At 58.0% G+C, this 24,083-nt stretch carries 22 protein-coding genes and 1 other annotated feature; of the genes, 11 read left to right on the top strand and 11 right to left on the bottom strand.

All coding sequences use genetic code 11. From position 1 onward, the window contains the following. Window positions 1-3 precede the first annotated feature (3 nt). A complete protein-coding gene (gene rsmS / locus ACT3IC_RS03955) occupies window positions 4-162 on the bottom strand; it encodes a pleiotropic regulatory protein RsmS (RefSeq protein WP_103178508.1) in 159 nt (52 codons plus the stop codon). Between the two features lie 12 nt (window positions 163-174). Continuing rightward, window positions 175-702: a primosomal replication protein N'' gene (gene priC / locus ACT3IC_RS03950; protein ID WP_473476276.1), complete on the bottom strand. Its 528-nt coding sequence runs from the start codon at window positions 700-702 to the stop codon at window positions 175-177. A 50-nt stretch (window positions 703-752) separates the two neighbouring features. Here priC and ACT3IC_RS03945 point away from each other — a divergent pair, with 50 nt between their 5' ends. From ACT3IC_RS03945 to ACT3IC_RS03905, 9 genes are all read left to right on the top strand, one after another. Next, window positions 753-1,121 carry a DUF454 family protein gene (locus ACT3IC_RS03945; RefSeq protein ID WP_103178510.1) on the top strand — a complete coding sequence of 123 codons (369 nt, stop codon included), beginning with the start codon at window positions 753-755 and terminating at the stop codon, window positions 1,119-1,121. Between the two features lie 152 nt (window positions 1,122-1,273). Beyond that, window positions 1,274-1,825: an adenine phosphoribosyltransferase gene (gene apt / locus ACT3IC_RS03940; RefSeq protein ID WP_010428187.1), complete on the top strand. Its 552-nt coding sequence runs from the start codon at window positions 1,274-1,276 to the stop codon at window positions 1,823-1,825. An 89-nt stretch (window positions 1,826-1,914) separates the two neighbouring features. Continuing rightward, entirely contained in the window at window positions 1,915-3,843 is a 1,929-nt protein-coding gene (dnaX, locus tag ACT3IC_RS03935; RefSeq protein ID WP_103178511.1) for a DNA polymerase III subunit gamma/tau, read from the top strand. After that, window positions 3,173-3,237: a sequence feature (DnaX frameshifting element), on the top strand. Its footprint overlaps the gene before it by 65 nt. Window positions 3,844-3,896: 53 nt before the next feature. After that, window positions 3,897-4,229 (top strand): YbaB/EbfC family nucleoid-associated protein, encoded by a 333-nt coding sequence (locus ACT3IC_RS03930; protein WP_014882811.1) that lies wholly within the window; start codon window positions 3,897-3,899, stop codon window positions 4,227-4,229. Next, a complete protein-coding gene (gene recR / locus ACT3IC_RS03925) occupies window positions 4,229-4,834 on the top strand; it encodes a recombination mediator RecR (protein ID WP_103178512.1) in 606 nt (201 codons plus the stop codon). Before ACT3IC_RS03930 ends, recR begins: the two co-directional genes overlap by 1 nt. 111 nt (window positions 4,835-4,945) lie before the next feature. Then, entirely contained in the window at window positions 4,946-6,820 is a 1,875-nt protein-coding gene (gene htpG / locus ACT3IC_RS03920; RefSeq protein ID WP_103178513.1) for a molecular chaperone HtpG, read from the top strand. A 179-nt stretch (window positions 6,821-6,999) separates the two neighbouring features. Continuing rightward, the gene (adk, locus tag ACT3IC_RS03915) at window positions 7,000-7,644 is read left to right on the top strand and encodes an adenylate kinase (RefSeq protein ID WP_103178514.1); all 645 of its coding nucleotides are present in this window, start codon (window positions 7,000-7,002) and stop codon (window positions 7,642-7,644) included. Window positions 7,645-7,781: 137 nt separating this feature from the next. After that, window positions 7,782-8,744, top strand: a complete 963-nt coding sequence (gene hemH, locus ACT3IC_RS03910; RefSeq protein WP_103178515.1) for a ferrochelatase — start codon at window positions 7,782-7,784, stop codon at window positions 8,742-8,744. Between the two features lie 62 nt (window positions 8,745-8,806). Then, complete coding sequence (locus ACT3IC_RS03905) at window positions 8,807-10,111, top strand: inosine/guanosine kinase (protein WP_103178516.1); 1,305 nt, start codon at window positions 8,807-8,809, stop codon at window positions 10,109-10,111. Window positions 10,112-10,187: 76 nt separating this feature from the next. Here the strand turns inward: ACT3IC_RS03905 and ybaL are convergent, their stop codons facing one another. Together ybaL and ACT3IC_RS03895 are read right to left on the bottom strand one after the other, a co-directional pair. After that, window positions 10,188-11,852 (bottom strand): YbaL family putative K(+) efflux transporter, encoded by a 1,665-nt coding sequence (gene ybaL / locus ACT3IC_RS03900; protein WP_103178517.1) that lies wholly within the window; start codon window positions 11,850-11,852, stop codon window positions 10,188-10,190. Window positions 11,853-12,085: 233 nt separating this feature from the next. Then, on the bottom strand, window positions 12,086-13,291 hold the full coding sequence (locus tag ACT3IC_RS03895) for an MFS transporter (protein WP_159339724.1): 1,206 nt from the start codon (window positions 13,289-13,291) through the stop codon (window positions 12,086-12,088). 163 nt (window positions 13,292-13,454) lie between these two features. On the opposite strand from ACT3IC_RS03895, the gene ushA reads away from it, so the two are divergent. Then, window positions 13,455-15,107: a bifunctional UDP-sugar hydrolase/5'-nucleotidase UshA gene (gene ushA, locus ACT3IC_RS03890; RefSeq protein WP_103178519.1), complete on the top strand. Its 1,653-nt coding sequence runs from the start codon at window positions 13,455-13,457 to the stop codon at window positions 15,105-15,107. Between the two features lie 120 nt (window positions 15,108-15,227). Here ushA and ybaK read toward each other — a convergent pair whose 3' ends face one another. The 3 genes from ybaK to copA all read right to left on the bottom strand — a co-directional run bounded on the left by ybaK (window position 15,228) and on the right by copA (window position 19,275). Then, window positions 15,228-15,707 (bottom strand): Cys-tRNA(Pro)/Cys-tRNA(Cys) deacylase YbaK, encoded by a 480-nt coding sequence (gene ybaK / locus ACT3IC_RS03885; RefSeq protein ID WP_103178520.1) that lies wholly within the window; start codon window positions 15,705-15,707, stop codon window positions 15,228-15,230. Window positions 15,708-15,906: 199 nt separating this feature from the next. Beyond that, complete coding sequence (locus ACT3IC_RS03880) at window positions 15,907-16,701, bottom strand: TraB/GumN family protein (protein WP_473476270.1); 795 nt, start codon at window positions 16,699-16,701, stop codon at window positions 15,907-15,909. Between the two features lie 75 nt (window positions 16,702-16,776). Further along, window positions 16,777-19,275 carry a copper-exporting P-type ATPase CopA gene (gene copA / locus ACT3IC_RS03875; RefSeq protein WP_473476267.1) on the bottom strand — a complete coding sequence of 833 codons (2,499 nt, stop codon included), beginning with the start codon at window positions 19,273-19,275 and terminating at the stop codon, window positions 16,777-16,779. A 106-nt stretch (window positions 19,276-19,381) separates the two neighbouring features. Between copA and cueR the strand changes: the two genes are divergently transcribed. Then, window positions 19,382-19,792 (top strand): Cu(I)-responsive transcriptional regulator, encoded by a 411-nt coding sequence (gene cueR, locus ACT3IC_RS03870; protein WP_103824084.1) that lies wholly within the window; start codon window positions 19,382-19,384, stop codon window positions 19,790-19,792. Here cueR and ACT3IC_RS03865 read toward each other — a convergent pair. From ACT3IC_RS03865 to ACT3IC_RS03850, 4 genes are read right to left on the bottom strand one after another with little or no spacing between them, the layout of a single operon-like run. Next, window positions 19,789-20,505, bottom strand: coding sequence for a DUF3142 domain-containing protein (locus ACT3IC_RS03865; RefSeq protein WP_473476264.1), 717 nt, complete (start codon window positions 20,503-20,505; stop codon window positions 19,789-19,791). The genes cueR and ACT3IC_RS03865 overlap by 4 nt on opposite strands. Next, the gene (locus tag ACT3IC_RS03860) at window positions 20,475-22,619 is read right to left on the bottom strand and encodes a PA5441 family protein (RefSeq protein ID WP_473478875.1); all 2,145 of its coding nucleotides are present in this window, start codon (window positions 22,617-22,619) and stop codon (window positions 20,475-20,477) included. The genes ACT3IC_RS03865 and ACT3IC_RS03860 overlap by 31 nt, the downstream gene beginning before the upstream one ends. 16 nt (window positions 22,620-22,635) lie before the next feature. Then, window positions 22,636-23,094: an NfeD family protein gene (locus ACT3IC_RS03855; protein WP_159339776.1), complete on the bottom strand. Its 459-nt coding sequence runs from the start codon at window positions 23,092-23,094 to the stop codon at window positions 22,636-22,638. Then, window positions 23,094-24,005, bottom strand: coding sequence for an SPFH domain-containing protein (locus ACT3IC_RS03850; protein ID WP_103178526.1), 912 nt, complete (start codon window positions 24,003-24,005; stop codon window positions 23,094-23,096). The genes ACT3IC_RS03855 and ACT3IC_RS03850 overlap by 1 nt, the downstream gene beginning before the upstream one ends. Window positions 24,006-24,083 lie beyond the last annotated feature (78 nt).

Below are 24,083 nucleotides of genomic sequence, written 5' to 3'. Positions count from 1 at the left end.
CTTTCAGGGAGAGGGCAGGGGGGAGGGCAATTTCCCTTCAAAATCCCGCTTCACAATCTCCAGCGCTTTCAGCACTGTTTCAGTGGGGATGCCATGGTTCTCCAGCAACATGATGAGGTCGACGGCCAGCTTGACTTCGTCGGGGGCATTTTCCAGTGACACACACTACTCCTGTTAACGGGTCAGACGCGCGATAACGCGTTCAATATCATCCAGTGCCTTACGACAGCGTTCAAGCCGTCCTTCCAGGGCGGTGATTTCGCGCATCAGCATCTGCTGTTCTTCCAGCGTTTCGGCCTGATTCAGCCGCGCCGCGCGCGCCTTTTTCATTTCACATAGCCGACGTTCAAACTCCTGGTGTTCCAGACGCTTGCGCTGCCATTTTGTGGTGCCGGCAGAGGAACTGTCCCAGACGCGTAGCGGCCAGGCGGCAATCTCCCGATGCAGGGCGGCAATCTGTTCCGCCAGATGACCGGCGAGCCAGGCCACCTGCTCAGATTGCCCCTTTTCCACGGCGTGACACAGCTCATCCAGGTTGTGCTGGGCTTCATCCAGATAGGCATTCATCACCGTGCTGCGGGTGCGAAACAGCTGCCGGTCAAAGCGCGGCTTCAGCGTGGCGTGCTGCATCAGCGGTGCGGCCTGCGTGCGCAGGGCCGACAGCTGATTTTGCAGCGTTTGTAAAAGCAAGGCTGTTTTCAATCCGCACTCCAGTGGTACAGTAGCCGTTCAGTTTGATACCGATTCGCATTATGCAGCGTACTATTCTAATCATCATTGGCTGGCTTGCGGTAGTGCTCGGCACGCTGGGTGTCGTTTTACCCCTGCTGCCGACTACCCCTTTTATATTGCTGGCGGCGTGGTGCTTCGCCCGCTCCTCGCCGCGTTTTCACCACTGGCTGCTCTACCGCTCATGGTTTGGCGGCTATCTGCGTCACTGGCAACAGTACCGTGCAATGCCGCCCGGGGCTAAGCCGCGGGCCATTGCGCTGATCCTGGTGACCTTCGCCATTTCATTATGGCTGGTCAAAATGATGTGGGTACGGATCCTGCTGCTGGCGATCCTCACCTGCCTGCTCATTTTCATGTGGCGGATCCCCGTTGTTGATGAAAAGCAATAATCATCAGACTGGCTGTTGCATTTCTTGTGCGCAGCCAGTAAATTCGACCGTTTTCGAGCACGGGCGGGCCTGGTTAAAGGTTAAACAATTGTTACTTTGACCAACCCTTTATCCGCTCCGTGAGTAACACCGTTTTCATCAGGCATCCATTTATGACCGCAACTGCGCAGCAGCTTGAATTTCTTAAAAACAGCATCAAAAGCATCCAGGATTATCCAAAGCCTGGCATTCTTTTCCGTGATGTCACCAGCTTGCTGGAAGACCCAAAAGCGTACGCGCTCAGCATCGAACTGCTGGTTGAGCGTTATAAGAACGCTGGGATCACCAAAGTTGTAGGCACCGAGGCCCGTGGTTTCCTCTTTGGCGCCCCGGTTGCGCTGGCAATGGGCGTGGGTTTTGTACCGGTGCGTAAACCGCGTAAACTGCCTCGCGAAACCATCGCCGAGAGCTACGAGCTGGAGTACGGCACCGACCAGCTTGAGATCCACGTTGATGCGATAAAGCCAGGCGACAAAGTGCTGGTGGTTGACGATCTGCTGGCCACCGGCGGCACCATTGAAGCGACCGTGAAGCTGATCCGTCGCCTGGGTGGCGAAGTAACCGATGCGGCCTTTATCATCAACCTGTTCGATCTGGGCGGTGAACAGCGCCTCGAAAAACAGGGCATCACCAGCTACAGCCTCGTGCCATTCCCGGGACATTAATCCTCCCGCCCGCAACCTCGCCCAACGGGTGAGGTTGTGTTAGCATTACCCCCCTGAATATCCACCTTCCAGCGTTGCAGAGCCTGCCCATGAGTTATCAGGTGTTAGCCCGTAAATGGCGACCCCAAACCTTTGCTGACGTTGTCGGCCAGGAACATGTGCTGACCGCCCTGGCGAACAGCTTATCGCTAGGACGTATCCACCACGCCTGGCTTTTTTCCGGCACCCGTGGCGTCGGTAAAACCTCTATTGCCCGTTTGCTGGCGAAAGGCCTTAACTGCGAAACCGGGATCACCGCCACGCCGTGCGGCGTGTGTGATAACTGCCGTGAAATCGAGCAGGGGCGCTTTGTCGATCTGATTGAGATCGATGCCGCATCACGCACCAAAGTCGAAGATACCCGCGATCTGCTGGATAACGTCCAGTACGCCCCGGCGCGTGGCCGCTTCAAGGTCTATCTGATCGATGAAGTGCACATGCTGTCGCGCCACAGCTTTAACGCCCTGCTGAAAACGCTGGAAGAACCGCCTGCACACGTTAAATTCCTGCTGGCGACCACCGATCCGCAAAAGCTGCCGGTCACTATCTTGTCCCGCTGTCTGCAGTTCCATCTGAAGGCGCTGGACGTCACGCAGATCCGCGATCGGCTCGAATACATCCTGAACGAAGAGCAGGTTGCCCATGAACCGCGGGCGCTGCAGCTGCTGGCGCGTGCCGCAGATGGCAGCCTGCGCGATGCGCTCAGCCTCACCGATCAGGCGATTGCCAGCGGCGAAGGCAAGCTGACGACCCAGGCGGTGAGCACCATGCTCGGCACGCTGGATGACGATCAGGCGCTGTCGCTGATTGAAGCGGTTGTCGAGGCCAACGGCGAGCGGGTGATGGAGCTGGTCAACGCCTCAGCCTCACGCGGCGTGGAGTGGGAAGCCCTGCTGGTAGAGATGCTCAGCCTGCTGCACCGGATCGCGATGGTGCAGCTCTCCCCGGCGGCGCTGGGCCCGGATATGGCGGCCATTGAACAGCGGATGCGCGAGCTGGCCCGCACCATTCCGCCAACGGATGTACAGCTTTACTACCAAACCCTGTTAATTGGTCGTAAGGAACTGCCGTTCGCGCCCGACAGACGTATGGGGGTTGAGATGACCCTGCTGCGCGCGCTGGCGTTCCATCCGCGCATGCCGTTGCCGGAACCCGAGGTGCAGCCACAGTCTTTCGCACCGGCCGCGCCGACGGCGGTTATGTCACCGCAGCAGGTGCCTGTACAGCCGGCAGCGCCATCGCCGCAAAATGTGCCGCTGTCGGACGCCACCAGTTCGGTGCTTGCTGCCCGCAGCCAGCTACAGCGCGCGCAGGGAGCACCCAGACCAAAAAAGAGTGAACCGGCAGCGCCTGCAAGAGCGCGGCCGGTAAATAACGCCGCGCTTGAACGTCTGGCTTCGGTCACGGATCGTGTCCAGTCGCGTTCGGCATCGGTCACTTCTGAGCCTAAGGCGCCGGTTAAGCAAGAAGCCTATCGCTGGAAAGCCACCACCGTCACCGAAGAGGTGAAGGTGGAGATTGCCACGCCGAAGGCGCTGAAAAAGGCGCTGGAGCATGAGAAAACGCCGGAGCTCTCCGCGAAGCTTGCGGAAGAGTCGCTTGTGCGCGATGCCTGGGCAGCAGAGGTCAGTAAACTGAAGCTGCCGAAGCTGGTGGAGCAGGTCGCGCTCAACGCCTGGCGTGAGCAGGAGGGCAACCGCATCTGCCTGCATCTGCGTCCGGGCCAGCGTCACCTGAACTCGGCGAGCGCGCAGCAGGTGCTGAGTGAGGCGCTCTCCACATTACAGGGCGCGCCGGTTGAATTGACTATCATTGAAGATGATAATCCGGCGGTCCGTACCCCGCTGGAGTGGCGTCAGGCCATTTATGAAGAGAAGCTCGCGCAGGCGCGTGAGGCGATTATCGCGGATAATAACATTCAGACCCTGCAGCGTTACTTCGATGCAGAACTGGATGAAGAGAGTATTCGACCCATTTGATCGTGAGTCTGACTTACGGTTGTTATCTTTAACGTGAAAGAAGAGAGAAGCCTATGTTTGGTGGTAAAGGCGGTCTGGGTGGTCTGATGAAGCAGGCCCAGCAGATGCAGGAAAAAATGCAGAAGATGCAGGAAGAGATCGCACAGATGGAAGTCACTGGCGAATCGGGCGCAGGTCTGGTCAAAGTGACCATCAACGGCGCACACAACTGCCGTCGCGTGGAGATCGACCCAAGCCTGCTCGAAGACGACAAAGAGATGCTGGAAGATCTGGTCGCCGCTGCGTTTAACGATGCTGCGCGCCGTATCGACGAAACTCAGAAAGAAAAAATGGCCTCTGTATCCTCCGGAATGCAGCTGCCGCCGGGCTTTAAGATGCCATTCTGATGCAAACCAGTCCGCTGCTTACGCAGTTAATGGAAGCGCTACGCTGCCTGCCGGGCGTAGGCCCGAAGTCGGCGCAGCGCATGGCGTTTACCCTGCTGCAACGCGATCGTAGCGGCGGCATGCGTCTGGCGCAGGCCCTGACCCGCGCCATGTCAGAAATTGGCCACTGTGCCGACTGCCGCACCTTTACCGAGCAGGAGGTGTGTAACATCTGCGCCAATCCGCGTCGTCAGGAAAATGGTCAGATCTGCGTGGTGGAGAGTCCTGCGGACATCTACGCCATCGAGCAGACCGGGCAGTTTTCCGGCCGCTATTTTGTGCTGATGGGGCATCTCTCGCCGCTGGACGGCATTGGTCCGGATGATATCGGCCTGGACCGTCTTGAACAGCGCCTGAAATCGGAAACGATCAACGAGGTGATCCTCGCCACCAACCCAACGGTGGAAGGGGAGGCGACAGCCAACTATATCGCCGAGCTGTGTGCGGAGTCGGGCGTTGATGCCAGTCGAATTGCCCACGGCGTGCCGGTGGGCGGCGAGCTGGAAATGGTCGATGGCACCACGCTGTCCCACTCTCTGGCAGGTCGTCACAAGATTAATTTCTGACCAAACGGAGGCTGCAGTCGTGGCCTCCGCTTGAAAAAATTCTCCCCTGGCCCCATCTCTCCCTCAACGCTTTTAAACCCCATTAAATGGCATTGTTGAGGTCGACTTAGTATGAAAGGACAAGAAACCCGTGGTTTCCAGTCAGAGGTAAAACAGCTTCTGCACCTGATGATCCATTCTCTTTATTCCAATAAAGAAATTTTCCTGCGCGAGCTTATCTCTAACGCCTCTGATGCGGCAGACAAGCTGCGTTTTCGTGCGCTCTCGAAGCCAGAGCTGTATGAAGGTGACGGCGAACTGCGCGTGCGCGTCTCATTTGATAAAGAGAACCGCACCCTGACCATCGCCGACAACGGCATCGGTATGACCCGTGATGAAGCCATTGACCATCTCGGCACCATCGCCAAATCTGGCACCAAAGCGTTCCTGCAGTCGATGGGTTCCGATCAGGCCAAAGACAGCCAGCTGATCGGCCAGTTCGGTGTGGGCTTCTATTCCGCCTTCATCGTGGCGGATAAAGTTACCGTGCGCACGCGTGCGGCAGGCGAAAGCGCTGAAAGCGGCGTATTCTGGGAATCCCACGGCGAAGGTGAATACACCGTTGCCGACATCACCAAAGCCGATCGCGGCACCGAGATCACCCTGCACCTGCGCGAAGGGGAGGACGATTTCCTCAACGACTGGCGCGTACGCTCCATCATCAGCAAATATTCTGACCATATCGCCCTGCCGGTAGAGATCGAAAAACAGGAAGAGAAAGATGGCGAAACCGTCATCTCCTGGGAGAAGATCAACAAAGCGCAGGCGCTGTGGACGCGTAACAAGTCTGAAATCAAAGACGACGAATACAACGAATTCTACAAGCACATCGCCCACGACTTTACCGATCCGCTGACCTGGAGCCACAACCGCGTGGAAGGGAAGCAGGAGTACACCAGCCTGCTCTACATCCCGGCGCAGGCACCGTGGGATATGTGGAACCGCGATCACAAGCACGGCCTGAAGCTGTACGTGCAGCGCGTGTTCATCATGGATGAAGCTGAACAGTTCATGCCGAACTACCTGCGCTTTGTGCGCGGCCTGATTGACTCCAACGATCTGCCGCTGAACGTCTCCCGTGAGATCCTGCAGGACAGCACCGTCACCCGTAATCTGCGCACCGCGCTGAGCAAGCGTGCGCTGCAGATGCTGGATAAGCTGGCGAAAGACGACGCCGAAAAATACCAGACTTTCTGGAAACAGTTCGGCCTGGTGCTGAAAGAGGGCCCGGCGGAAGATCCCTCTAACGTTGAAGCCATTGCCAAACTGCTGCGCTTCGCCTCCACACACAACGACTCTTCCGAGCAGAATGTGTCGCTGGAAGAGTACATCTCCCGCATGAAAGAAGGGCAGGAGAAGATCTACTACATCACCGCCGACAGCTATGCCGCGGCGAAGAGCAGCCCGCACCTGGAGCTGCTGCGTAAGAAAGGCATCGAAGTGCTGCTGCTTTCCGATCGCATCGATGAGTGGATGATGAACTACCTGACCGAGTTCAGCGGCAAAGCGTTCCAGTCCGTTGCCAAAGCCGATGAGTCCATCGACAAGCTGGCAGATGAAGTGGACGATACCGCGAAAGAGGCGGAAAAAGCGCTGGAGCCGTTTGTTGAGCGCGTGAAAACCCATCTGGGCGATCGCGTGAAAGAGGTGCGTTTCACCCACCGTCTGACCGATACCCCTGCCATCGTCACCACTGATGCTGACGAGATGAGCACCCAGATGGCGAAGCTGTTCGCCGCTGCGGGTCAGGCAGTGCCGGAGGTGAAATACATCTTTGAACTGAACCCGGACCACGCGCTGGTGAAACGTGCAGCCGAGACCCAGGATGAAGCCCGCTTCGCCGAGTGGGTTGAACTGCTGCTGGATCAGTCCCTGCTGGCTGAACGCGGCACGCTGGAAGATCCAAACCAGTTCATCAAACGCGTGAATGCGTTGCTGCTGGCGTAAATCACTTCCCTCTCTTCGCTGAAGAGAGGATAAGGGTGCAGGTTATCTGCCTGCACCCACTAATAAATTCCCCTCATTAACCGTTTCAGCCTGCCCGCCTTTCTTGAGCGATACCCGTTCTGGTGGTATTGTTTAGCGCTTTTTGAAAAATTGAATCGACTTTTGAGGGGATTTTCGCAATGCGTATTATTCTGCTTGGCGCTCCGGGCGCGGGTAAAGGAACTCAGGCTCAGTTCATCATGGAGAAATACGGTATTCCGCAAATCTCTACGGGTGACATGCTGCGTGCCGCTGTTAAATCTGGCTCCGAGCTGGGTAAACAGGCGAAAGACATTATGGACGCCGGCAAACTGGTGACCGACGAGCTGGTTATCGCTCTGGTTAAAGAACGCATTTCTCAGGAAGATTGCCGTAACGGTTTCCTGCTGGACGGCTTCCCACGTACCATTCCGCAGGCGGATGCCATGAAAGACGCGGGCATCAACGTAGACTACGTGCTGGAGTTCGACGTACCGGACGAACTGATCGTTGACCGTATCATCGGTCGTCGCGTACACGCCGCTTCCGGCCGCGTTTACCACGTTAAGTTCAATCCGCCGCAGGTGGAAGGCAAAGACGACGTGACCGGCGAAGAGCTGACCACTCGTAAAGACGATCAGGAAGAGACCGTGCGTAAGCGCCTGGTGGAATACCATCAGATGACCGCGCCGCTGATCGGCTACTACTCTAAAGAAGCGCAGGCGGGTAACACCAAATACGCAAAAGTCGACGGTACTAAGCCTGTCGCTGACGTTCGTGCAGAGCTGGAAAAGATCCTCGGCTAATCGCACCACCACTTAACGTGGTTCTCACCCGGGACCCCGGGTGAGAAAAATTCTCATTTTACCTTTTGCTGCAATTGGTTCCGTTTACGCACTTTTCAGATACACTTATCAGCCTGTTAAAAGGTTATGAGGCGTGAATGAGTCAGGCGAAAACCGGCATCCTGCTTGCCAATCTGGGAACCCCCGAAGCACCTACTCCAGCGGCGGTAAAACGCTACCTGCGACAATTTTTAAGCGATACGCGCGTTGTGGATACCCCACGCCTGCTGTGGTGGCCTTTGCTGCGCGGCGTGATTCTGCCGATCCGTTCGCCGCGCGTGGCAAAGCTCTATCAGTCCGTCTGGATGGAAGAGGGCTCACCGCTGATGGTCTACAGCCGTCGTCAGGAGAAGGCGCTGGCCGCCCGTCTGCCGGATATGCCGGTGGCGCTGGGCATGAGCTACGGCAAACCTTCCTTGAAAAGCGCCGTCGATGAACTGCTGGCGCAGGGCGTTGAGCACATTGTGGTGCTGACGCTCTATCCGCAGTATTCCTGCTCCACTGTGGCAGCCGTCTGGGATGAGCTGGCGCGCATTCTGGCAACCCGTCGTCGCATACCCGGCGTGACCTTTATTCGCGACTACGCGGATAACGAGCTCTATATCAACGCCCTTGCCAGCAGCGCCCGCGCGTCGTTTGAGAAACACGGCGAGCCGGATCTGCTGCTGCTCTCCTATCACGGCATCCCGCAGCGATTCGCCAACGAAGGGGACGACTATCCGCAGCGCTGCCGCGATACCACCCGTGAGCTGGTATCCGCCCTCGGCCTGCCGCCCGAGAAGGTGATGATGACCTTCCAGTCGCGCTTTGGCCGCGAGCCGTGGCTGACCCCTTATACCGATGAGACCCTCAAAATGCTGGGTGAGAAGGGGGTGAAGCATATCCAGGTGATGTCGCCGGGCTTTGCGTCAGACTGTCTGGAAACCCTGGAAGAGATCGCGGTGCAAAACCGGGAGTTCTTCCTCGAAGCGGGCGGGACGAAGTACGAGTATATTCCGGCCCTTAACGACAATCCTGAGCACATCGAGATGATGGCATCACTGGTGACCCGCAGCCGCTGATCGCACTCTGCGCCGGGTTTGTGCTACCATTCCCGGCCCATCCGTCACTCATAGCTCAGAACATGAAATTTCCCGGTAAACGTAAATCCAAACACTACTTTCCCGTTAACGCCCGCGATCCGCTGCTGCAGCAAATTCAGCCGGAAAATGAGTCCAGTGCCGCCTGGGTGGTGGGTATCGACCAGACGCTGGTGGATATTGAAGCAAAAGTGGACGATGCGTTTGTCGAACGTTACGGCCTGAGCGCCGGGCACTCTCTGGTGATTGAAGACGATGTAGCGGAAGCGCTCTATCAGGAGCTGGTGCGGGATAACCTGATCACCCATCAATTTGCCGGGGGGACCATCGGCAACACCATGCACAACTACTCCGTGCTGGCGGACGACCGCTCCGTGCTGCTGGGCGTGATGTGCAGCAATGTCGAAATCGGCAGTTACGCCTACCGTTATCTCTGCAACACCTCCAGCCGGACCGATCTGAACTACCTCCAGGGCGTGGACGGGGCGATTGGCCGCTGTTTTACGCTGATCGGTGAATCCGGCGAGCGGACCTTCGCCATCAGCCCTGGCCATATGAACCAGCTGCGCGCCGACAGCATTCCTGAAGAGGTGATCGCCGGGGCATCGGCACTGGTGCTGACCTCCTATCTGGTGCGCTGCAAGCCCGGTGAGCCGATGCCGGAAGCGACCATGAAGGCCGTGGAATACGCGAAGAAATACAACGTGCCGGTGGTCCTTACCCTGGGCACCAAATTTGTCATCGCCGATAACCCGGAGTGGTGGCAGGCGTTCCTGAAGGAGCACGTCTCGATTCTGGCGATGAACGAAGAAGAGGCCGAAGCCCTGACCGGGGAGAGCGATCCGCTGCTGGCATCCGATAAAGCGCTGGACTGGGTCGATCTGGTGCTCTGCACCGCCGGGCCGGTAGGATTGTATATGGCTGGCTTCACCGAAGAAGAGGCAAAACGCAAGACCCAGCATCCGCTGTTGCCGGGGGCGATTGCCGAGTTCAACCAGTTTGAATTCAGCCGCGCCATGCGCCATAAGGACTGCGTAAATCCGCTGCGTATCTTCTCGCATATCGCCCCGTACATGGGTGGCCCGGAGAAGATCATGAACACCAACGGCGCAGGCGACGGCGCGCTGGCGGCGCTGCTGCACGATATCACTGCCAACGCGTTCCACCGTACCAACGTGCCGAACTCCAGCAAACACAAGTTTAACTGGCTGACCTATTCGTCGCTGGCGCAGGTATGTAAGTACGCAAACCGCGTGAGTTATCAGGTGTTGAACCAGCACTCACCGCGCTTAACGCGCGGCCTGCCGGAGCGGGAAGACAGTCTGGAAGAGTCCTACTGGGACAGATAAGTCCATTCCCCGGCAGCGCTGCGCTTGCCGGGGCGACGTCCAGGCCTGCTAAGCGAAGCGCCAGCAGGCTTTTTTTTTACCCCATCACCGGCGCCTTATCCAGCAGCGCCAGCATCGTATTGGCAATTTCACGCTCACCCATCACCACCTGATTCGCGCCACGCTCGGTGATGTAATCCACCTCGTCGTCGTAATGGGCGCGGGCAATAATTTCAATATCCGGACACTTTTCGCGCGCCGAGGCGACAATCTCACCCGCTTCATAGCCGTTGGGAATGGTCAGCAGCAGCCAGCGCGCGCAGTCCAGATGCGCCAGATTCATGATCTCTTCGTTCGCCGCATTCCCCAGCACCGCCCGGATCCCGCGTGCGCGCAACTCATCCACGCGGGTACGGGAGTTTTCAATCACCACCAGCGGAATGCCCTGGGCCATCAGCTTCTCACCCAGCAGGCTGCCGACGCGGCCAAAACCCACCAGCAGGGCGTGGTTACAGATATCCACCGGGATCTGCTTCTCATCCTCAATGGCCTCTTCCAGCGTCTGATCGTCCAGGATTTCGGTTTTATCGAGGTATTTTTCCAGCAGCGCGAACAGTATCGGGTTCAGCATAATTGAGAGGATCGCCCCCGCCAGCACCAGGTTTTGCCCGGCCTGCGGCAGCAGATCCAGCGCCATGCCCAGCCCGGCGAGAATAAAGGCAAATTCACCAATCTGGGCGAGACTGGCGGCAATAGTCAGCGCGGTACGCGGCGAGTGGCCGAACATGCGCACCAGGAAGAAAGCGGCGAGTGACTTACCGAAGATAATGATGGCCAGCGTGCCGAGCACCGCCAGCGGCTGTTCAATGAGGATCATCGGATTGAACAGCATCCCTACCGAGACGAAGAACAGCACCGCAAAGGCGTCGCGCAGGGGCAGGGTATCGTGGGCGGCACGGTGGCTCAGCTCCGATTCGTTCAGCACCATCCCGGCAAAGAAAGCCCCCAGCGCGAAGGAGACATCGAACAGCTCCACGGCCCCGAACGCAATACCTAACGCCAGCGCCAGCACCGAGAGGGTGAACAGTTCACGCGAGCCGGTCGCTGCGCTACGGGCGAGGATCCACGGCACCAGGCGGCGGCCCACCAGCATCATAATGGCAATAAACGCCACTACCTTACCGATGGTAATACTCATATCGAGCGCCAGCGAGGCTAAACCGACATTCTCTTTTTCCAGCATGCCGGCGATGGCAGGCAGCAGCACCAGGGTTAAGACCATCACCAGATCTTCAACAATCAGCCAGCCGATGGCGATCTGCCCCCGCTGGCTGTCAATCAGCTGTCTCTCTTCAAGCGCGCGCAGCAGTACCACGGTACTGGCGGTAGAAAGACAGAGCCCAAACACGATGCCGGTCATCAGCGGCCAGCCCAGCACCGCGGAAAGCGCCATACCCAACAACGTCGCCACGGCTATCTGGGCGATCGCGCCGGGAATGGCGATGGACTTTACCGCCATCAAATCCTTCAGGGAGAAATGCAAACCCACACCGAACATCAGCAGGATCACGCCAAGCTCTGCCAGCTCCGGGGCGAGTTTCGTATCAGCAACAAAACCTGGGGTAAAAGGTCCGGCTAACACGCCCGCCAATAAATAGCCCACCAGAGGGGAAATACGCAGTTTGTTGGCAATCATGCCGAGAATAAAAGCGAGTACAAGTCCACCAACAATGGTGGTGATAAGCGGTGTGGCGTGGTGCATTCCGTCTCCTTTCGTTGCTGTATGACGCCATTTTTGGTCGGGAAACCAAAAAGCTGTGTAATAGTTTATGACAAAATTAATGATTACGTTTATGAATAATCATTGAATTTTGGTAAAAACAGCAATAAAGGAGAAACGGAAGCCTGGGCGGGGAATTTTCAGAAGGAAAGTAAAGAAAGGCTGATGGTATAAGGAGAGGGCGCGGCCAAACCGGAAGTTTGACCGCCAATAAATCAGGCGTTATGCCGGTTATCAGGCAGGAATATAGTCAACATCCCGAGAAGCGGCAGGAAAGCGCAGATTTTGTAGACCAGGAAGATGCTGGTATGGTCTGCAATCAGGCCTAATACCGCTGCACCAAGGCCACCCATGCCAAAAGCAAAACCAAAAAACAGCCCGGAAACCATGCCGATACGCCCCGGAAGCAGCTCCTGGGCATAGACCAGAATGGCAGAAAACGCAGAGGCGAGGATAAAACCAATGATCACGGTTAAAATACCCGTCCACCACAGGGTTGCGTAGGGCAAAATAAGCGTGAAGGGCGCAACGCCAAGGATAGAGCCCCAAATCACATATTTACGCCCGATTTTGTCACCCAATGGCCCACCAATAACGGTTCCGGCGGCAACGGCAAACAGGAAGGCGAAGAGATGAAACTGGGCGTTTTGTACCGATAATCCGAATTTTTCCATCAGGTAAAAGGTGTAATAGCTGCTGATGCTCGCCATATAGAAATATTTGGAGAAAATCAGCATCAGCAGAATGCTGACCGCCAGAATAACCTTGTTACGGGGAAGGGGATTGATAACCGGCGCTTTTGGTTTGCCCTTATTAACCCGGTGCTGGGCGGCGTACCAGCGGCTGATTTGCGCCAGCACCACAATCGCCAGCAGCGCAGCCAGCACAAACCAGGCCACGTTTCCTTTTCCATAGGGGGCAATAATTACCGCCGCCAACAGCGGGCCGAGGGAGCTGCCGAAGTTACCGCCCACCTGGAACAGCGACTGCGCCAGCCCGTGACGGCCACCGGAGGCCATACGTGCCACGCGGGACGACTCCGGGTGAAATACCGACGAGCCGGTGCCCACCAGCGCGGCTGCCACCAGTACCCCTTCAAAGCTCCCGGCCATCGCCAGCAGGATCAGGCCGCTCAGGGTAAAGCACATACCAATGGGCAGCGACCACGGCATCGGGTATTTGTCCGTCCAGTAGCCCACCACCGGTTGTAGCAGCGACGACGCCAGCTGGAAGGTGAGGGTGATCATGCCGATCTGCACGAAGGTAAGAGAGAACTCGGACTGCAATAAGGGGTAGATCGCCAGAATAAGCGACTGGATCATATCGTTCAGCAGATGCGAAAGACTGATTGCGCCAAGAATACCAAATGAGGTGCGAGCCTTAGCAGCCGACACCGGTGGAGTAGATTCACTGATTGCCATAAATACCACGTCGATTGTTATAGGAAGTGCAGGATGTAATTATTATCCGCCTAACATACCTGTCCCCGACATTTGAGGAAAGTCGCAATTCTGAAAACATATTTGTCTATTCTGATTACTCATTGTAATTTTTGCGTTTGTCTATGCATCAGGGAGTGAAGAAATGAAGTTAATGAAGCGAGGCGTCGCGCTGGCAATCATTGCGGCGTGTGGGCTGATCAGCCTGCCGGCCCAGGCCTGGGAAAAAGATAAAACCTATAACATCACCATCCTGCATACCAACGATCACCACGGCCACTTCTGGCGCAGCGAATATGGCGAATATGGCCTTTCGGCACAGAAAACGCTGGTGGATGGGATCCGTAAAGAGGTGGCGGCAAAAGGCGGCAGCGTGCTGCTCCTCTCCGGCGGCGACATTAATACCGGCGTGCCGGAATCAGATTTACAGGACGCGGAACCCGATTTTCGCGGCATGAATTTGATTGGCTACGATGCGATGGCCGTGGGCAACCATGAGTTTGATAATCCCATCGAAGTATTACGCCAGCAGGAGAAGTGGGCCAAATTTCCGTTCCTCTCCGCCAATATTTATCAGAAAAGCACCGGCGAACGCTTATTTAAACCCTGGGCCATTTTCAAACGCCAGGATATTAAAATTGCGGTGGTGGGGCTGACCACCGACGACACGGCGAAAATCGGCAACCCGGAATATTTCACCGATATCGAATTCCGTAAGCCGGCTGACGAAGCGAAGCTGGTGATCCAGGAGTTGCAGCAGAACGAAAAGCCGGACGTGATTATCGCCACTACCCATATGGGTCATTACGATAATGGCGAGCACGGCTCGAACGCGCCAGGGGATGTCGAGATGGCGCGTAGCCTGCCGGCGGGCTCCCTGGCGATGATCGTGGGGGGTCACTCCCAGGATCCGGTCTGCATGGCCTCGGAGAATAAAAAGCAGGTGGACTATGTGCCAGGCACGCCGTGCGCGCCCGATAAGCAGAACGGGATCTGGATTGTGCAGGCGCACGAGTGGGGCAAATATGTGGGCCGGGCCGATTTCGAATTCCGTAACGGCGAGATGAAGCTGGTTCACTACCAGCTCATCCCGGTCAACCTGAAGAAGAAGGTGACCTACGATAATGGCCAGAGCGAGCGCGTTCTCTATACGCCAGAAATTGCGGAAAACCCACAGATGCTCTCCCTGCTGACGCCGTTCCAGAATAAAGGTAAAGCGCAGCTGGATGTGAAGATCGGTACGCTCAATGGCAGACTGGAAGGCGATCGCAGCAAGGTGCGCTTCGTGCAGACCAATATGGGCCATCTGATCCTGGCCGCCCAGATGGCGCGCACCAATGCCGATTTTGCAGTGATGAGCGGCGGCGGCATCCGCGACTCCATCGAAGGGGGCGATATCACCTATAAAGATGTCCTCAAGGTGCAGCCGTTCGGCAACGTGCTGGTCTATGTCGATATGAGCGGTAAAGAGGTTACCGACTATCTCACCGCGGTGGCGCAGATGAAACCGGACTCCGGTGCCTATCCGCAGTTTGCCAACGTGAGCTTTGTGGCGAAAGGTGGGGTGCTCAACGACCTGAAGATCAAGGGTGAACCGGTTGATCCGGCGAAAACCTACCGTATGGCGACCCTGAGCTTTAACGCCACCGGCGGTGATGGTTATCCGCATATCGACGACAAACCAGGCTATGTGAATACCGGCTTTATTGATGCCGAGGTGCTGAAGCAATACATCCAGCAGAACTCACCGCTGGATGTGAATGCGTATGAACCGCAGGGTGAAGTGAGCTGGCAGTAAGCGCCGTCAGTGCCGGGTGGCGGCTTCGCCTTACCCGGCCTACGGTTCGAACGGTTTTAACGGTTTTAACGGTTTTTTGGTTTTGTAGGCCGGGTAAGCGCAGCGCCACCCGGCGTTTTTTTAATCCCGACGCGCGATATCCGCAAACTGCGCATCCAGCATTTTCGCCAGATCGCTCGCCGCCAGTTCAATATCCATCCCGCGCTTGCCGCCGGAAATATAGATCGTCTCAAACGCCTGTGAAGGTGCATCAATCAGCGTCGGCAGGCGCTTCTTCTGCCCCAGCGGGCTAATTCCCCCCACCAGATACCCCGTGGTGCGTTGCGCCACCATCGGGTCGGCCATATCCACCTTTTTGGCGCCCAGCGCTTTGGCCACTTTCTTCAGATCCAGCTGACTGGCAACCGGCGTCACCGCCACGGCGAGGTGTTTCATATCGCCATTCACCGCGACCAGCAACGTTTTATAGACCTGATCCGCATTCAGACCCAGTTTACGCACCACTTCATCACCAAAATTGGTTTCAGCCGGATCGTGGTCATAGCTGTGGATCCGAAACGGAATCTTGTTTTTTTCGAGTAATTTAACGGCGGGAGTCATAGCAATCCTTCTTAGCCTGGACAATAAACGCCTTAAGAATACGCCTCAAAAGCGGCTAAAAAATAGCACCATCTTGCGCAATAGTGTTGGCAGTGATGGTCACTTTGAGCGACAATCTGCTGAACCGGAGGTCTCCTCCGGCATAATAACAATGATGAAATTCCTCTTTGACGGGCCAATAGAAATATTGGCCACTTTTTTATCTCAGCAGCGACGGCAAATTCCCCTCGCCGTACAGATGCAACGCCCCCACCGCCACCACATACCGCCCAGCCGGCAACGCGTGCAGCTTTTCGCACCACGCCTGATTACGCTCATGCATCAGCACATCATACAGCGACTCGCTGAAGGTCGCCGGAAGCGCCAGCTTGTCGACGACAGGGGGGGAATCCAGCCACCAGCTCACCATGGTTTGCAGCAGGCGGGCATTGGTGTGCCAGTGAGTCAGGGTATCTTCCAGCAGCAGCAAACCGTCGTCTGGCATCTGGCGCAGCAGGGCGATCTGGCTGGCCGCCCCTTCCAGCTCAATGACCGGTAGGTTCTGCGTGCGCGCGGCATTCAGCAATTGGTAATCGATGCCGTAATCTCCCCGCAGCCCCAACCGCTGCGCCTGGGTAGCCTGCAACACCATAGCGATCTGCCACAGCGGCTGGCTCTCAAGCTGATTAAGCGATAATCCAAGCTCCCCGGCGACCCGTTGCAGTTCCGTAAGCTGGGTCGGGCTGATACGCTCCGCCAGCGGAGGCGGGATCGCAAGTCCTGCGAAGGGCGACTCGTTCCCGGAGATATCCGCTTCGACGATCAGCGCGTCGGCATGATGCAAGCGGGTAACCAGGCCATCGGGCAGGGGAGACATATCCCGCGTACCCATATGGATACTGCCGACCAGATGCAGATGCTGTCCGCCGGGAAGGGTGATATCAAGACCAGGCCAGCGATAGCGGCGGGGGAAGAGGGCGCGAAACGATGCTTTCAGACGTTGAAACAGACCCATACGCGCTCCCTGATGAAAAATTCATGCTAGCGCGTGGGGAGGAGTGGCGCAAGACGTCCTTGTCCTGCGACCACCTCAGGCTTTAGGTTTAAAGCGCAGCAGGCGGTTGGCGTTGCTGACCACGGTAATAGAGGAGAGGGCCATGGCGGCACCCGCCACCACCGGATTGAGCAGCGTGCCGGTCAGCGGCCATAAGATCCCGGCGGCGACAGGAATACCGAAGGCGTTGTAGATAAAGGCCCCCAGCAAATTCTGCTTCATGTTGCGCAGCGTCGCTTTCGAGATGGCGAGCGCGTCGGCCACGCCGGTCAGACTGTGGCGCATCAGGGTTATCGCCGCCGTTTCGATGGCGACATCGCTGCCGCCGCCCATGGCAATCCCGACATCGGCCTGTGCCAGCGCCGGGGCATCGTTGATGCCGTCGCCAACCATCGCCACCCGGCGCCCCTGCTTCTGCAGTTTGATAATCGCCTCCGCCTTGCCATCCGGCAGGACGCCCGCAATCACCTCATCAATGCCAGCTTCCCTGGCGATAGCCTGTGCGGTAGTGGCGTTATCGCCGGTCAACATCACCAGACGATAACCCTCCCGGTGCAGGCGTTGCAGTGCGGTCACGCTGTCTGCGCGCAGCGGATCGCGGATGGCAAACAGCGCCGCGGCCCGCCCGTCAATCGCCAGCAACACTGGCGTTGCGCCCCTGGTGGCCCAGGTGTGCAGATGTTCATCCAGCTCGCTGGTATCAATGCCATTTTCCGTAAGCAGCGCCTGATTACCGAGCAGCAGGGTGCGGTTGTCCACCTCGCCGCTGACGCCAAGGCCACGCAGGGTGCGGAAGTTATCTACCTGGGCGAGCGCGCGCTCCGCTTTATCCAGAATCGCCCGGGCCAGCGGGTGGCTGGAACCCTGCTCAAGTGCGCCTGCCAGATTGAGGGCGGCAGCTTCGTCGATCCCACCCAGGGTATGGACGGCAACCACCTGCGGTTTACCTTCGGTCAGGGTGCCGGTTTTATCAAAGACCAGCGTATCCAGAGTGCTGGCGCGTTGCAGGGCGTCGGCGTCGCGCACCAGCACGCCCGACTCCGCGGCACGTCCGACGCCGGAGATAATCGACATCGGCGTCGCCAGCCCCAGGGCGCAAGGGCAGGCGATAATCAGCACCGTGGTGGCGATCACCAGGGTGTAAACAATCTGCGGCGCGGGGCCAAAAAAGTACCAGATAGCGGCGCTGAACAGGGCGATACCCACCACCACCGGCACGAAAATGGCAGAGATTTTATCCGCCAGCTTGCCGATCTCCGGTTTGCTGCTCTGGGCCTGGCGCACCATCCGAATAATGCGCGACAGCGTGGTGTGACTGCCGACGGCGCTGGCGCGGAACAGCACGCTGCCATCCTGCACGACAGTACCGGCATGAATGCTCTCCCCGTCGCTTTTCTGCTGCGGTACCGGCTCGCCGGTGAGCATCGCCTCGTCAAACCAGGCTTCGCCCTGGGTGATCTCCCCGTCCACCGGGACGCGATCCCCGGTGGTCAGGCGCAGGATCATGCCTGCTTCAACCTCTGCCAGCGGCACGCTCTGTTCGCCGCTCTCCGTCACCACCCGGGCGGTGGGCGGCGTTAAATCGAGTAATCTTTCCAGCGCTTTCGACGAACGCTGCCGGGCCCGCGCCTCCAGCATATGGCCTAAGTTGATCAGGCCGATGATCATGGCGCTGGCTTCATAGTAGAGATGGCGCGCTTCCATCGGGAACCACTGTGGCCAGAGGTTTACGCTCATCGAGTAGAGCCACGCCGCGCCGGTACCCAGCGCCACCAGCGTGTCCATGGTGGCGGTGCGGTTTTTCAGGCTCTTCCAGGCGCTGGTATAAAAGTGGCCGCCGGCGACGATCATCACGCCGAGGGTGAGCACGCCGATCGCCAGCCACAGCGTGCGGTTATCGTCGGTGACCATCATGTTGTCGCCGAGCATACCCCAGCCCATCACCGGGATACCTACCAGCAGGGCGACAATCGCCTGCCAGCGAAAACGTTTCATGGTGGCGATGGCCGTCTCCTGCTGGCGCGCCCGCCGTTCGATGTCATCCTCAATCGCTTCGGCGCCGTAGCCCGCTTTCTCAACGGCCTGCACTAAATCAGCGGCGGAAGCACTGCCCATCACCAGCGCAGTGCGTTCCGCCAGATTGACCCGTGCCTGTGCCACACCCGGAACCGCCTGCAGTGCATCCTGCACCCGGGTGACGCAGCTGGCGCAGCTCATGCCGTTGATCAACAGCTGTTGGCTGTCATCACTGTCGTGAGCTGCCGGAAGCTCAGAGGGGTCCGCTGTCAGTGCTTCCGACGGAGTTGTTGACGCTGTCAGCGGATCAGCCTTTGGGTGGCTTAACGCCGCACCGTAACCGGCCTGTTTGATGGTGTCGATCAGGGCATCGGCGCTGGCGCTGCCGGTAACGACCGCGTGCTCGATGGTCACCTCTGCATGCTCAACGTCCGGGCGTTGCTCCAGACTCTCTTTAACGCGTTTGACACAGTGGCCGCAGGAGAGGCCGTCCAGTGTCAGATCGATGGTTTGAGACATAATTAGCTCCTTATAAATCTCCAGCCAGATATTGACCGGAGAGACACTTTCATCTAACTGTTATCAAGGTTAAACCTTCCATCAAGGGGAAGGTCAAGGGGGAAACGTGAATATCAGTGATGTTGCCAAAAAAACTGGCTTAACCAGCAAAGCGATTCGTTTTTACGAAGAGAAAGGGCTGGTGACACCGCCGCTGCGCAGTGAGAACGGCTACCGGAGCTATACGCAAAAGCACCTTGATGAACTGACGCTACTGCGCCAGGCGCGGCAGGTGGGGTTCAATCTGGATGAGTGCGGCGATCTGGTGACGCTGTTTAACGATCCTGCCCGCCACAGCGCCGATGTAAAAAGCCGGACGCTGGATAAGGTGGCTGAAATTGAGCGGCATATTGTAGAGCTACAGGCGATGCGCGATCGGCTGCTGGCCCTGGCCGAGAGCTGCCCGGGGGATGAGAGCGCTGACTGTCCGATCATCGATAATCTCTCCGGCTGCTGTCATCGTAAGGTGAAGGCTTAACGCCGGGCCGGGTTGAGCATAAACACCACCGTCCCGCGATACCAGGGGGATTTTCGCAGTTGCGCTTCGGCCTGCACATCCCGCTGGCCGTTTTGTACCAGCCCGAGCTTGAAGGGAATGCGCAGCCGGGCAAGCGCGGGCAGATAGGCCTGATAATTGTCTACCGTATGGCGGCCCTGATAGCTCTGGATCACCAGCTCATCTACCGCCAGCGCGTTCAGCGTGGCGACATCGCCGGTTTTCGCCCAGTCCAGTAGCCCGGTCACCCCCAGCGCAAACTCCGGCGGCAGCTGCTGGCGAAGTGTACGCAAAAAGCGCGCGTAGTCTGCCAGCTGGTGGGTAGCGGCATCAAAATCGACCTGTAACCCCACGACCTGATTTCCGGCGGCCTGCCAGCGCTGCATCAACCGCACAATTCTCGGCACGATGGTCGGCGGCACCTCCAGGGTAGTAAAGCGCACGGTCAGCCAGATGGAGGGAAAGGTCAGGCGACTGACCGGCAGGCCGAGGCGCTGAAATACCACCTCATCGGGCCGGGCCAGCACTTCGCCCTGATGGAGATAGACCGTTTGCGCCTCTTTCAGTGCCTCGCTGGCCTTCACCCCTGACCAGAGCCAGAAGGCCGGATGCTCGTGGGCGGTAACAATTTCTGCCGCCTGCGCCTCTCCGGCCAGCAGCGCGGCTACCAGTAGTATTTGAGTTTTTGCGCCCACGGACTGCCCGGATACTGCGTTTTTAACTGCGAGAACCAGCCTTTGCGCTGGGCTTTATCCACATCGGTTCCGCCACATTCGTTATAGCCGGACGGGGCGTAGCACATGATGGCCCGATAGAGCGCATAGCTCTTATCTTCATGTTCCGCCTTTGGTGAGGTGATGACCTGCTGGTAGTAAGCCTGTCTGTCGAACTGCCCGTAGGGTTCTTTGCGGTGGATGGCCGCCTCCAGCAGACCGTTGCCCGCACTCTCTTTCCACAGATCGACACGGGTATTGGTTGTGCGGAAAAACTCGCCCAGACAGTTCAGGGCATGGGCATCTGCGGCGTTCTGGCTGAGCACCTGCACCGTTTGGTCCAGGCTTCGACAGACGTAACCGGCTTCGGCGGCATCGCCGTTCCAGTCAAATACGCTCAGGTTAACATCGTCAAACGCTTTGCCAATGACTGGCGAGGTTATCGCGCTGGCGAGCTTTCTGTCATTTAACCAGTCGCTAAAGCGGTTCTCCGTTAAATCGCGCACCAGCAGGGTATGCAGCGCAATGGTCCGCTCTTCATTGTTGGGTCCCTGACTGGCCTGCTGACGTAACCGATCAGGCGAGGCTACCGCTTTCAGCACCCGGGAGCGATAACGCAGGCTGGTGATGGCGCTATCCGCGGCAAATATCGCCTCTGGATTACCGCTATAGACCAGGGTGGCCGCCAGTCTGGACTGCACGTACTGCTGCTGTTCAGCATCCTGGCTGAGTTTCAGCAGCTTAAGCCAGAAATCACGCGCCTCAGGCCACTGCTTTTGCGCCATCAGCGCGTCGCCGTACAGTACCTGCTCGCTGAAGGCGACAATGTCGTGCGCCGGGAGTCTTTCTGCCGGTTTAACGGCCTGAAGGATGGCGGCAGGGTTATTCGTCGCCTGCCACAGGTTCAACTGTAAATTGCGCCACAGCGCCAGCTTGCCGCTCTGTTCAAACGCCGGTTTGCCGCTGTTGAGATCCTCCTGCGTCAGGGTCGGTTTCTCGTCGCTGTTCAGGCGAAGGGCGCGCAGCAGTTCGATATAGCTGACCTGCGGCGCGTCGGGGAAGGCTTCCCGCACGGCACGACCGTAGAACTGCATGCCGTAGACATTATCGTATTCGGTCACCAGGCCGCGCAGCGCCTCAGCATTCTCAGCCTGCTGGAACCGCTGCTCGTACAGCCCTGCCAGCTGCGGCCACGCCTGCAGATACCAGTTGATGCGGCGCAGCATACCGCGCGCCGAATCGGCGTAACGCCCCTCCGGCCAGCGCTGGAGGTAAGCCTGGGCCGCTTTCTGCGCCTGTTCAGCGGCCGGACGGTCGATGCGGTCGATATCAAAATCGCCATACTCTCCGGTGCTGTTCTGGCTGCTTTTGTTCAGCGCCGTGCGCATCAGCATATAGCCCGCGGTCTCTGCCAGCCACGGACGATCGCTGTCGACAAGCGAGGTAAACGCCCGTTCCGCCTCCTCGTAATCTCCGGCATAAAAACGGGCCGCCCCGGTCAGATAAGTTTGATACAGCAGGGCAGAAGAGTGGGCAGGAAGGGTCGTCAGGGAGGCGGAGATCTGCTCATCGGTTGCGCCGGAGTAAAGCCCCAGACGCGCCTGCCCCAGGACATGGCGCTGTTCCGCCGTCAGCGCGTCGTCGGCCAGCAGCGCGGCAAAAAACTGGCTGAGGCTGTCGGCACTGTTCGAGACGAAGCGGTTTTCCTGCTCGCTGTCCTGCCGGGTGTCGACGGCCCCGAGCTGCAATGCGGCCAGCTGCTGATTGAGAAGGCTCTCTTCAGCGGGTTTGTCCGCGGCTGGGGTGACAGGATCTTCCGGGTCATCCCACTCCGGGTGGTAAGCAAAATAGAAATCCCGGGAGCGGGTGATATCCACAGGCATCGACTGCACGGGCAGGGCAAAGGATTTGGCTTCGCTCAGCAGGCGCAGCAGGTTATCGCGGGAGTCGTTACCGGGCGTCAGCACCGGGTCGCCTTTCAGCAGACAGTGCTCATCGCTCCAGTTGCAGTCTTCCATATCAAATGAGGCAAATGCCGGAGCGGCGCTCGCCAGTAAGGCGCTAACGCTGAGTGCCAGCGTTGTCTTCCTGACCATCATGCTATTCCTGTTCTTATCGGGAAAGGGCCCGGACGCGAAGGGTAATACCCTCTACGGCCACCACCTCAACTTTGGTGCCGACGCCTAAATCCTCGTCGGCAATAACCGGCCACGAACTGTCGCCGACACGCATATGACCGCGCCCGTTAACCAGGGCGGTGTCCAGGGTAAACTGCATCCCCACCAGCTGTTTTCCTCGCTGGTTGAGCCGGGCATCGGCGGGCTTCTGGGCGCGCACCTGCCTTGAGAGCCAGCGCCACCAGAGCCAGGCGGCAATCAGGGTCAGCAGGGCAAACAGCACCCCCTGCCATGCCCAGTCGAACGGTAAGATCCACACCAGCAGCCCGGTGATAACGGCCGCCACGCCGCTCCACAGCAGATAGCCGTTGCCGCCGAGCATCTCTGCCGCCAGCAGCAGGCCGCCGAGGCTAAGCCAGAAAACGTGCGGATGTGCAGCAATCATCTCGATCATCATTTGCGCTCGTTGCCGCTGTTTTTAATCAGTTCCGCGATCCCGCCGATCGAACCCATCAGGCTGCTGGCATCCAGCGGCATCATCACCACCTTGCTGTTATCCGCCGAGCCTATAGCCTGCAGCGCCTCGGTGTACTTCTGCGCCACAAAGTAGTTAACCGCCTGGATATCCCCGGCTGCGATAGCTTCCGAAACCATTTTCGTGGCGCGGGCTTCAGCTTCCGCCGAACGTTCACGGGCTTCAGCCTGTAAGAAGGCCGACTGGCGTTCGCCTTCAGCTTTCAGGATCTGCGACTGTTTTTCCCCTTCAGCCTTCAGGATCTCCGCCTGACGTACCCCCTCGGCCTCCAGAATGTAGGCGCGCTTGGTTCGCTCGGCCTTCATCTGGGCGTTCATGGAGGTGATCAACTCTGCTGGCGGGCGCACGTCGCGGATCTCAATACGCGTAACTTTAATACCCCAGGGGTTGGTGGCTTCATCGACGATGTGCAGCAGGCGGGTATTGATGCTGTCGCGCTGGGAGAGCATTTCGTCCAGCTCCATTGAACCCAGCACGGTTCGAATATTCGTCATCGTGAGATTTATGATGGCTAACTCAAGGTTGCTGACCTCGTAAGCCGCTTTCGGCGCGTCAATCACCTGAATAAAGCAGACCGCATCGATGGTGACATTGGCGTTATCCCGGGAGATAACCTCCTGAGACGGAATATCGAGGACCTGCTCCATCATATTGATTTTGCGGCCAATGCGGTCCATAAACGGCACGACCAGGCTTAAGCCCGGCTGCAGCGTCGTGGTATATCGACCAAAACGTTCCACCGTCCACTGGTAGCCCTGCGGAACGATTTTGACGCCGGCGGCGACGATCACCAGCGCCACGAAGATTAAAATAGGGATGACGATGAACATGTAAAACCTCCTGTTTTGTATTCCATGTTGCGATTAAAACTGTTCGTTTGTTGCGCATAAGTATACCGGCAAACAGGG

The sequence above is a fragment of the Leclercia sp. GHBNCSD genome (assembly GCF_055805075.1).
Note: the sequence above shows the minus strand (reverse complement) of the source record. Positions and strands in the feature narration are given on the sequence as shown.

Excerpts from the sequence above, each read along its gene's own strand:
- ACT3IC_RS03945 (WP_103178510.1), top strand. The coding sequence starts at position 753 with ATGCAGCGTACTATTCTAATCATCATTGGCTGGCTTGCGGTAGTGCTC.
- apt (WP_010428187.1), top strand. The coding sequence starts at position 1,274 with ATGACCGCAACTGCGCAGCAGCTTGAATTTCTTAAAAACAGCATCAAA.
- dnaX (WP_103178511.1), top strand. The coding sequence starts at position 1,915 with ATGAGTTATCAGGTGTTAGCCCGTAAATGGCGACCCCAAACCTTTGCT.
- ACT3IC_RS03930 (WP_014882811.1), top strand. The coding sequence starts at position 3,897 with ATGTTTGGTGGTAAAGGCGGTCTGGGTGGTCTGATGAAGCAGGCCCAG.
- recR (WP_103178512.1), top strand. The coding sequence starts at position 4,229 with ATGCAAACCAGTCCGCTGCTTACGCAGTTAATGGAAGCGCTACGCTGC.
- htpG (WP_103178513.1), top strand. The coding sequence starts at position 4,946 with ATGAAAGGACAAGAAACCCGTGGTTTCCAGTCAGAGGTAAAACAGCTT.
- adk (WP_103178514.1), top strand. The coding sequence starts at position 7,000 with ATGCGTATTATTCTGCTTGGCGCTCCGGGCGCGGGTAAAGGAACTCAG.
- hemH (WP_103178515.1), top strand. The coding sequence starts at position 7,782 with ATGAGTCAGGCGAAAACCGGCATCCTGCTTGCCAATCTGGGAACCCCC.
- ACT3IC_RS03905 (WP_103178516.1), top strand. The coding sequence starts at position 8,807 with ATGAAATTTCCCGGTAAACGTAAATCCAAACACTACTTTCCCGTTAAC.
- ybaL (WP_103178517.1), bottom strand. The coding sequence starts at position 11,852 with ATGCACCACGCCACACCGCTTATCACCACCATTGTTGGTGGACTTGTA.
- ACT3IC_RS03895 (WP_159339724.1), bottom strand. The coding sequence starts at position 13,291 with ATGGCAATCAGTGAATCTACTCCACCGGTGTCGGCTGCTAAGGCTCGC.
- ushA (WP_103178519.1), top strand. The coding sequence starts at position 13,455 with ATGAAGTTAATGAAGCGAGGCGTCGCGCTGGCAATCATTGCGGCGTGT.
- ybaK (WP_103178520.1), bottom strand. The coding sequence starts at position 15,707 with ATGACTCCCGCCGTTAAATTACTCGAAAAAAACAAGATTCCGTTTCGG.
- ACT3IC_RS03880 (WP_473476270.1), bottom strand. The coding sequence starts at position 16,701 with ATGGGTCTGTTTCAACGTCTGAAAGCATCGTTTCGCGCCCTCTTCCCC.
- copA (WP_473476267.1), bottom strand. The coding sequence starts at position 19,275 with ATGTCTCAAACCATCGATCTGACACTGGACGGCCTCTCCTGCGGCCAC.
- ACT3IC_RS03860 (WP_473478875.1), bottom strand. The coding sequence starts at position 22,619 with ATGGTCAGGAAGACAACGCTGGCACTCAGCGTTAGCGCCTTACTGGCG.
- ACT3IC_RS03855 (WP_159339776.1), bottom strand. The coding sequence starts at position 23,094 with ATGATCGAGATGATTGCTGCACATCCGCACGTTTTCTGGCTTAGCCTC.
- ACT3IC_RS03850 (WP_103178526.1), bottom strand. The coding sequence starts at position 24,005 with ATGTTCATCGTCATCCCTATTTTAATCTTCGTGGCGCTGGTGATCGTC.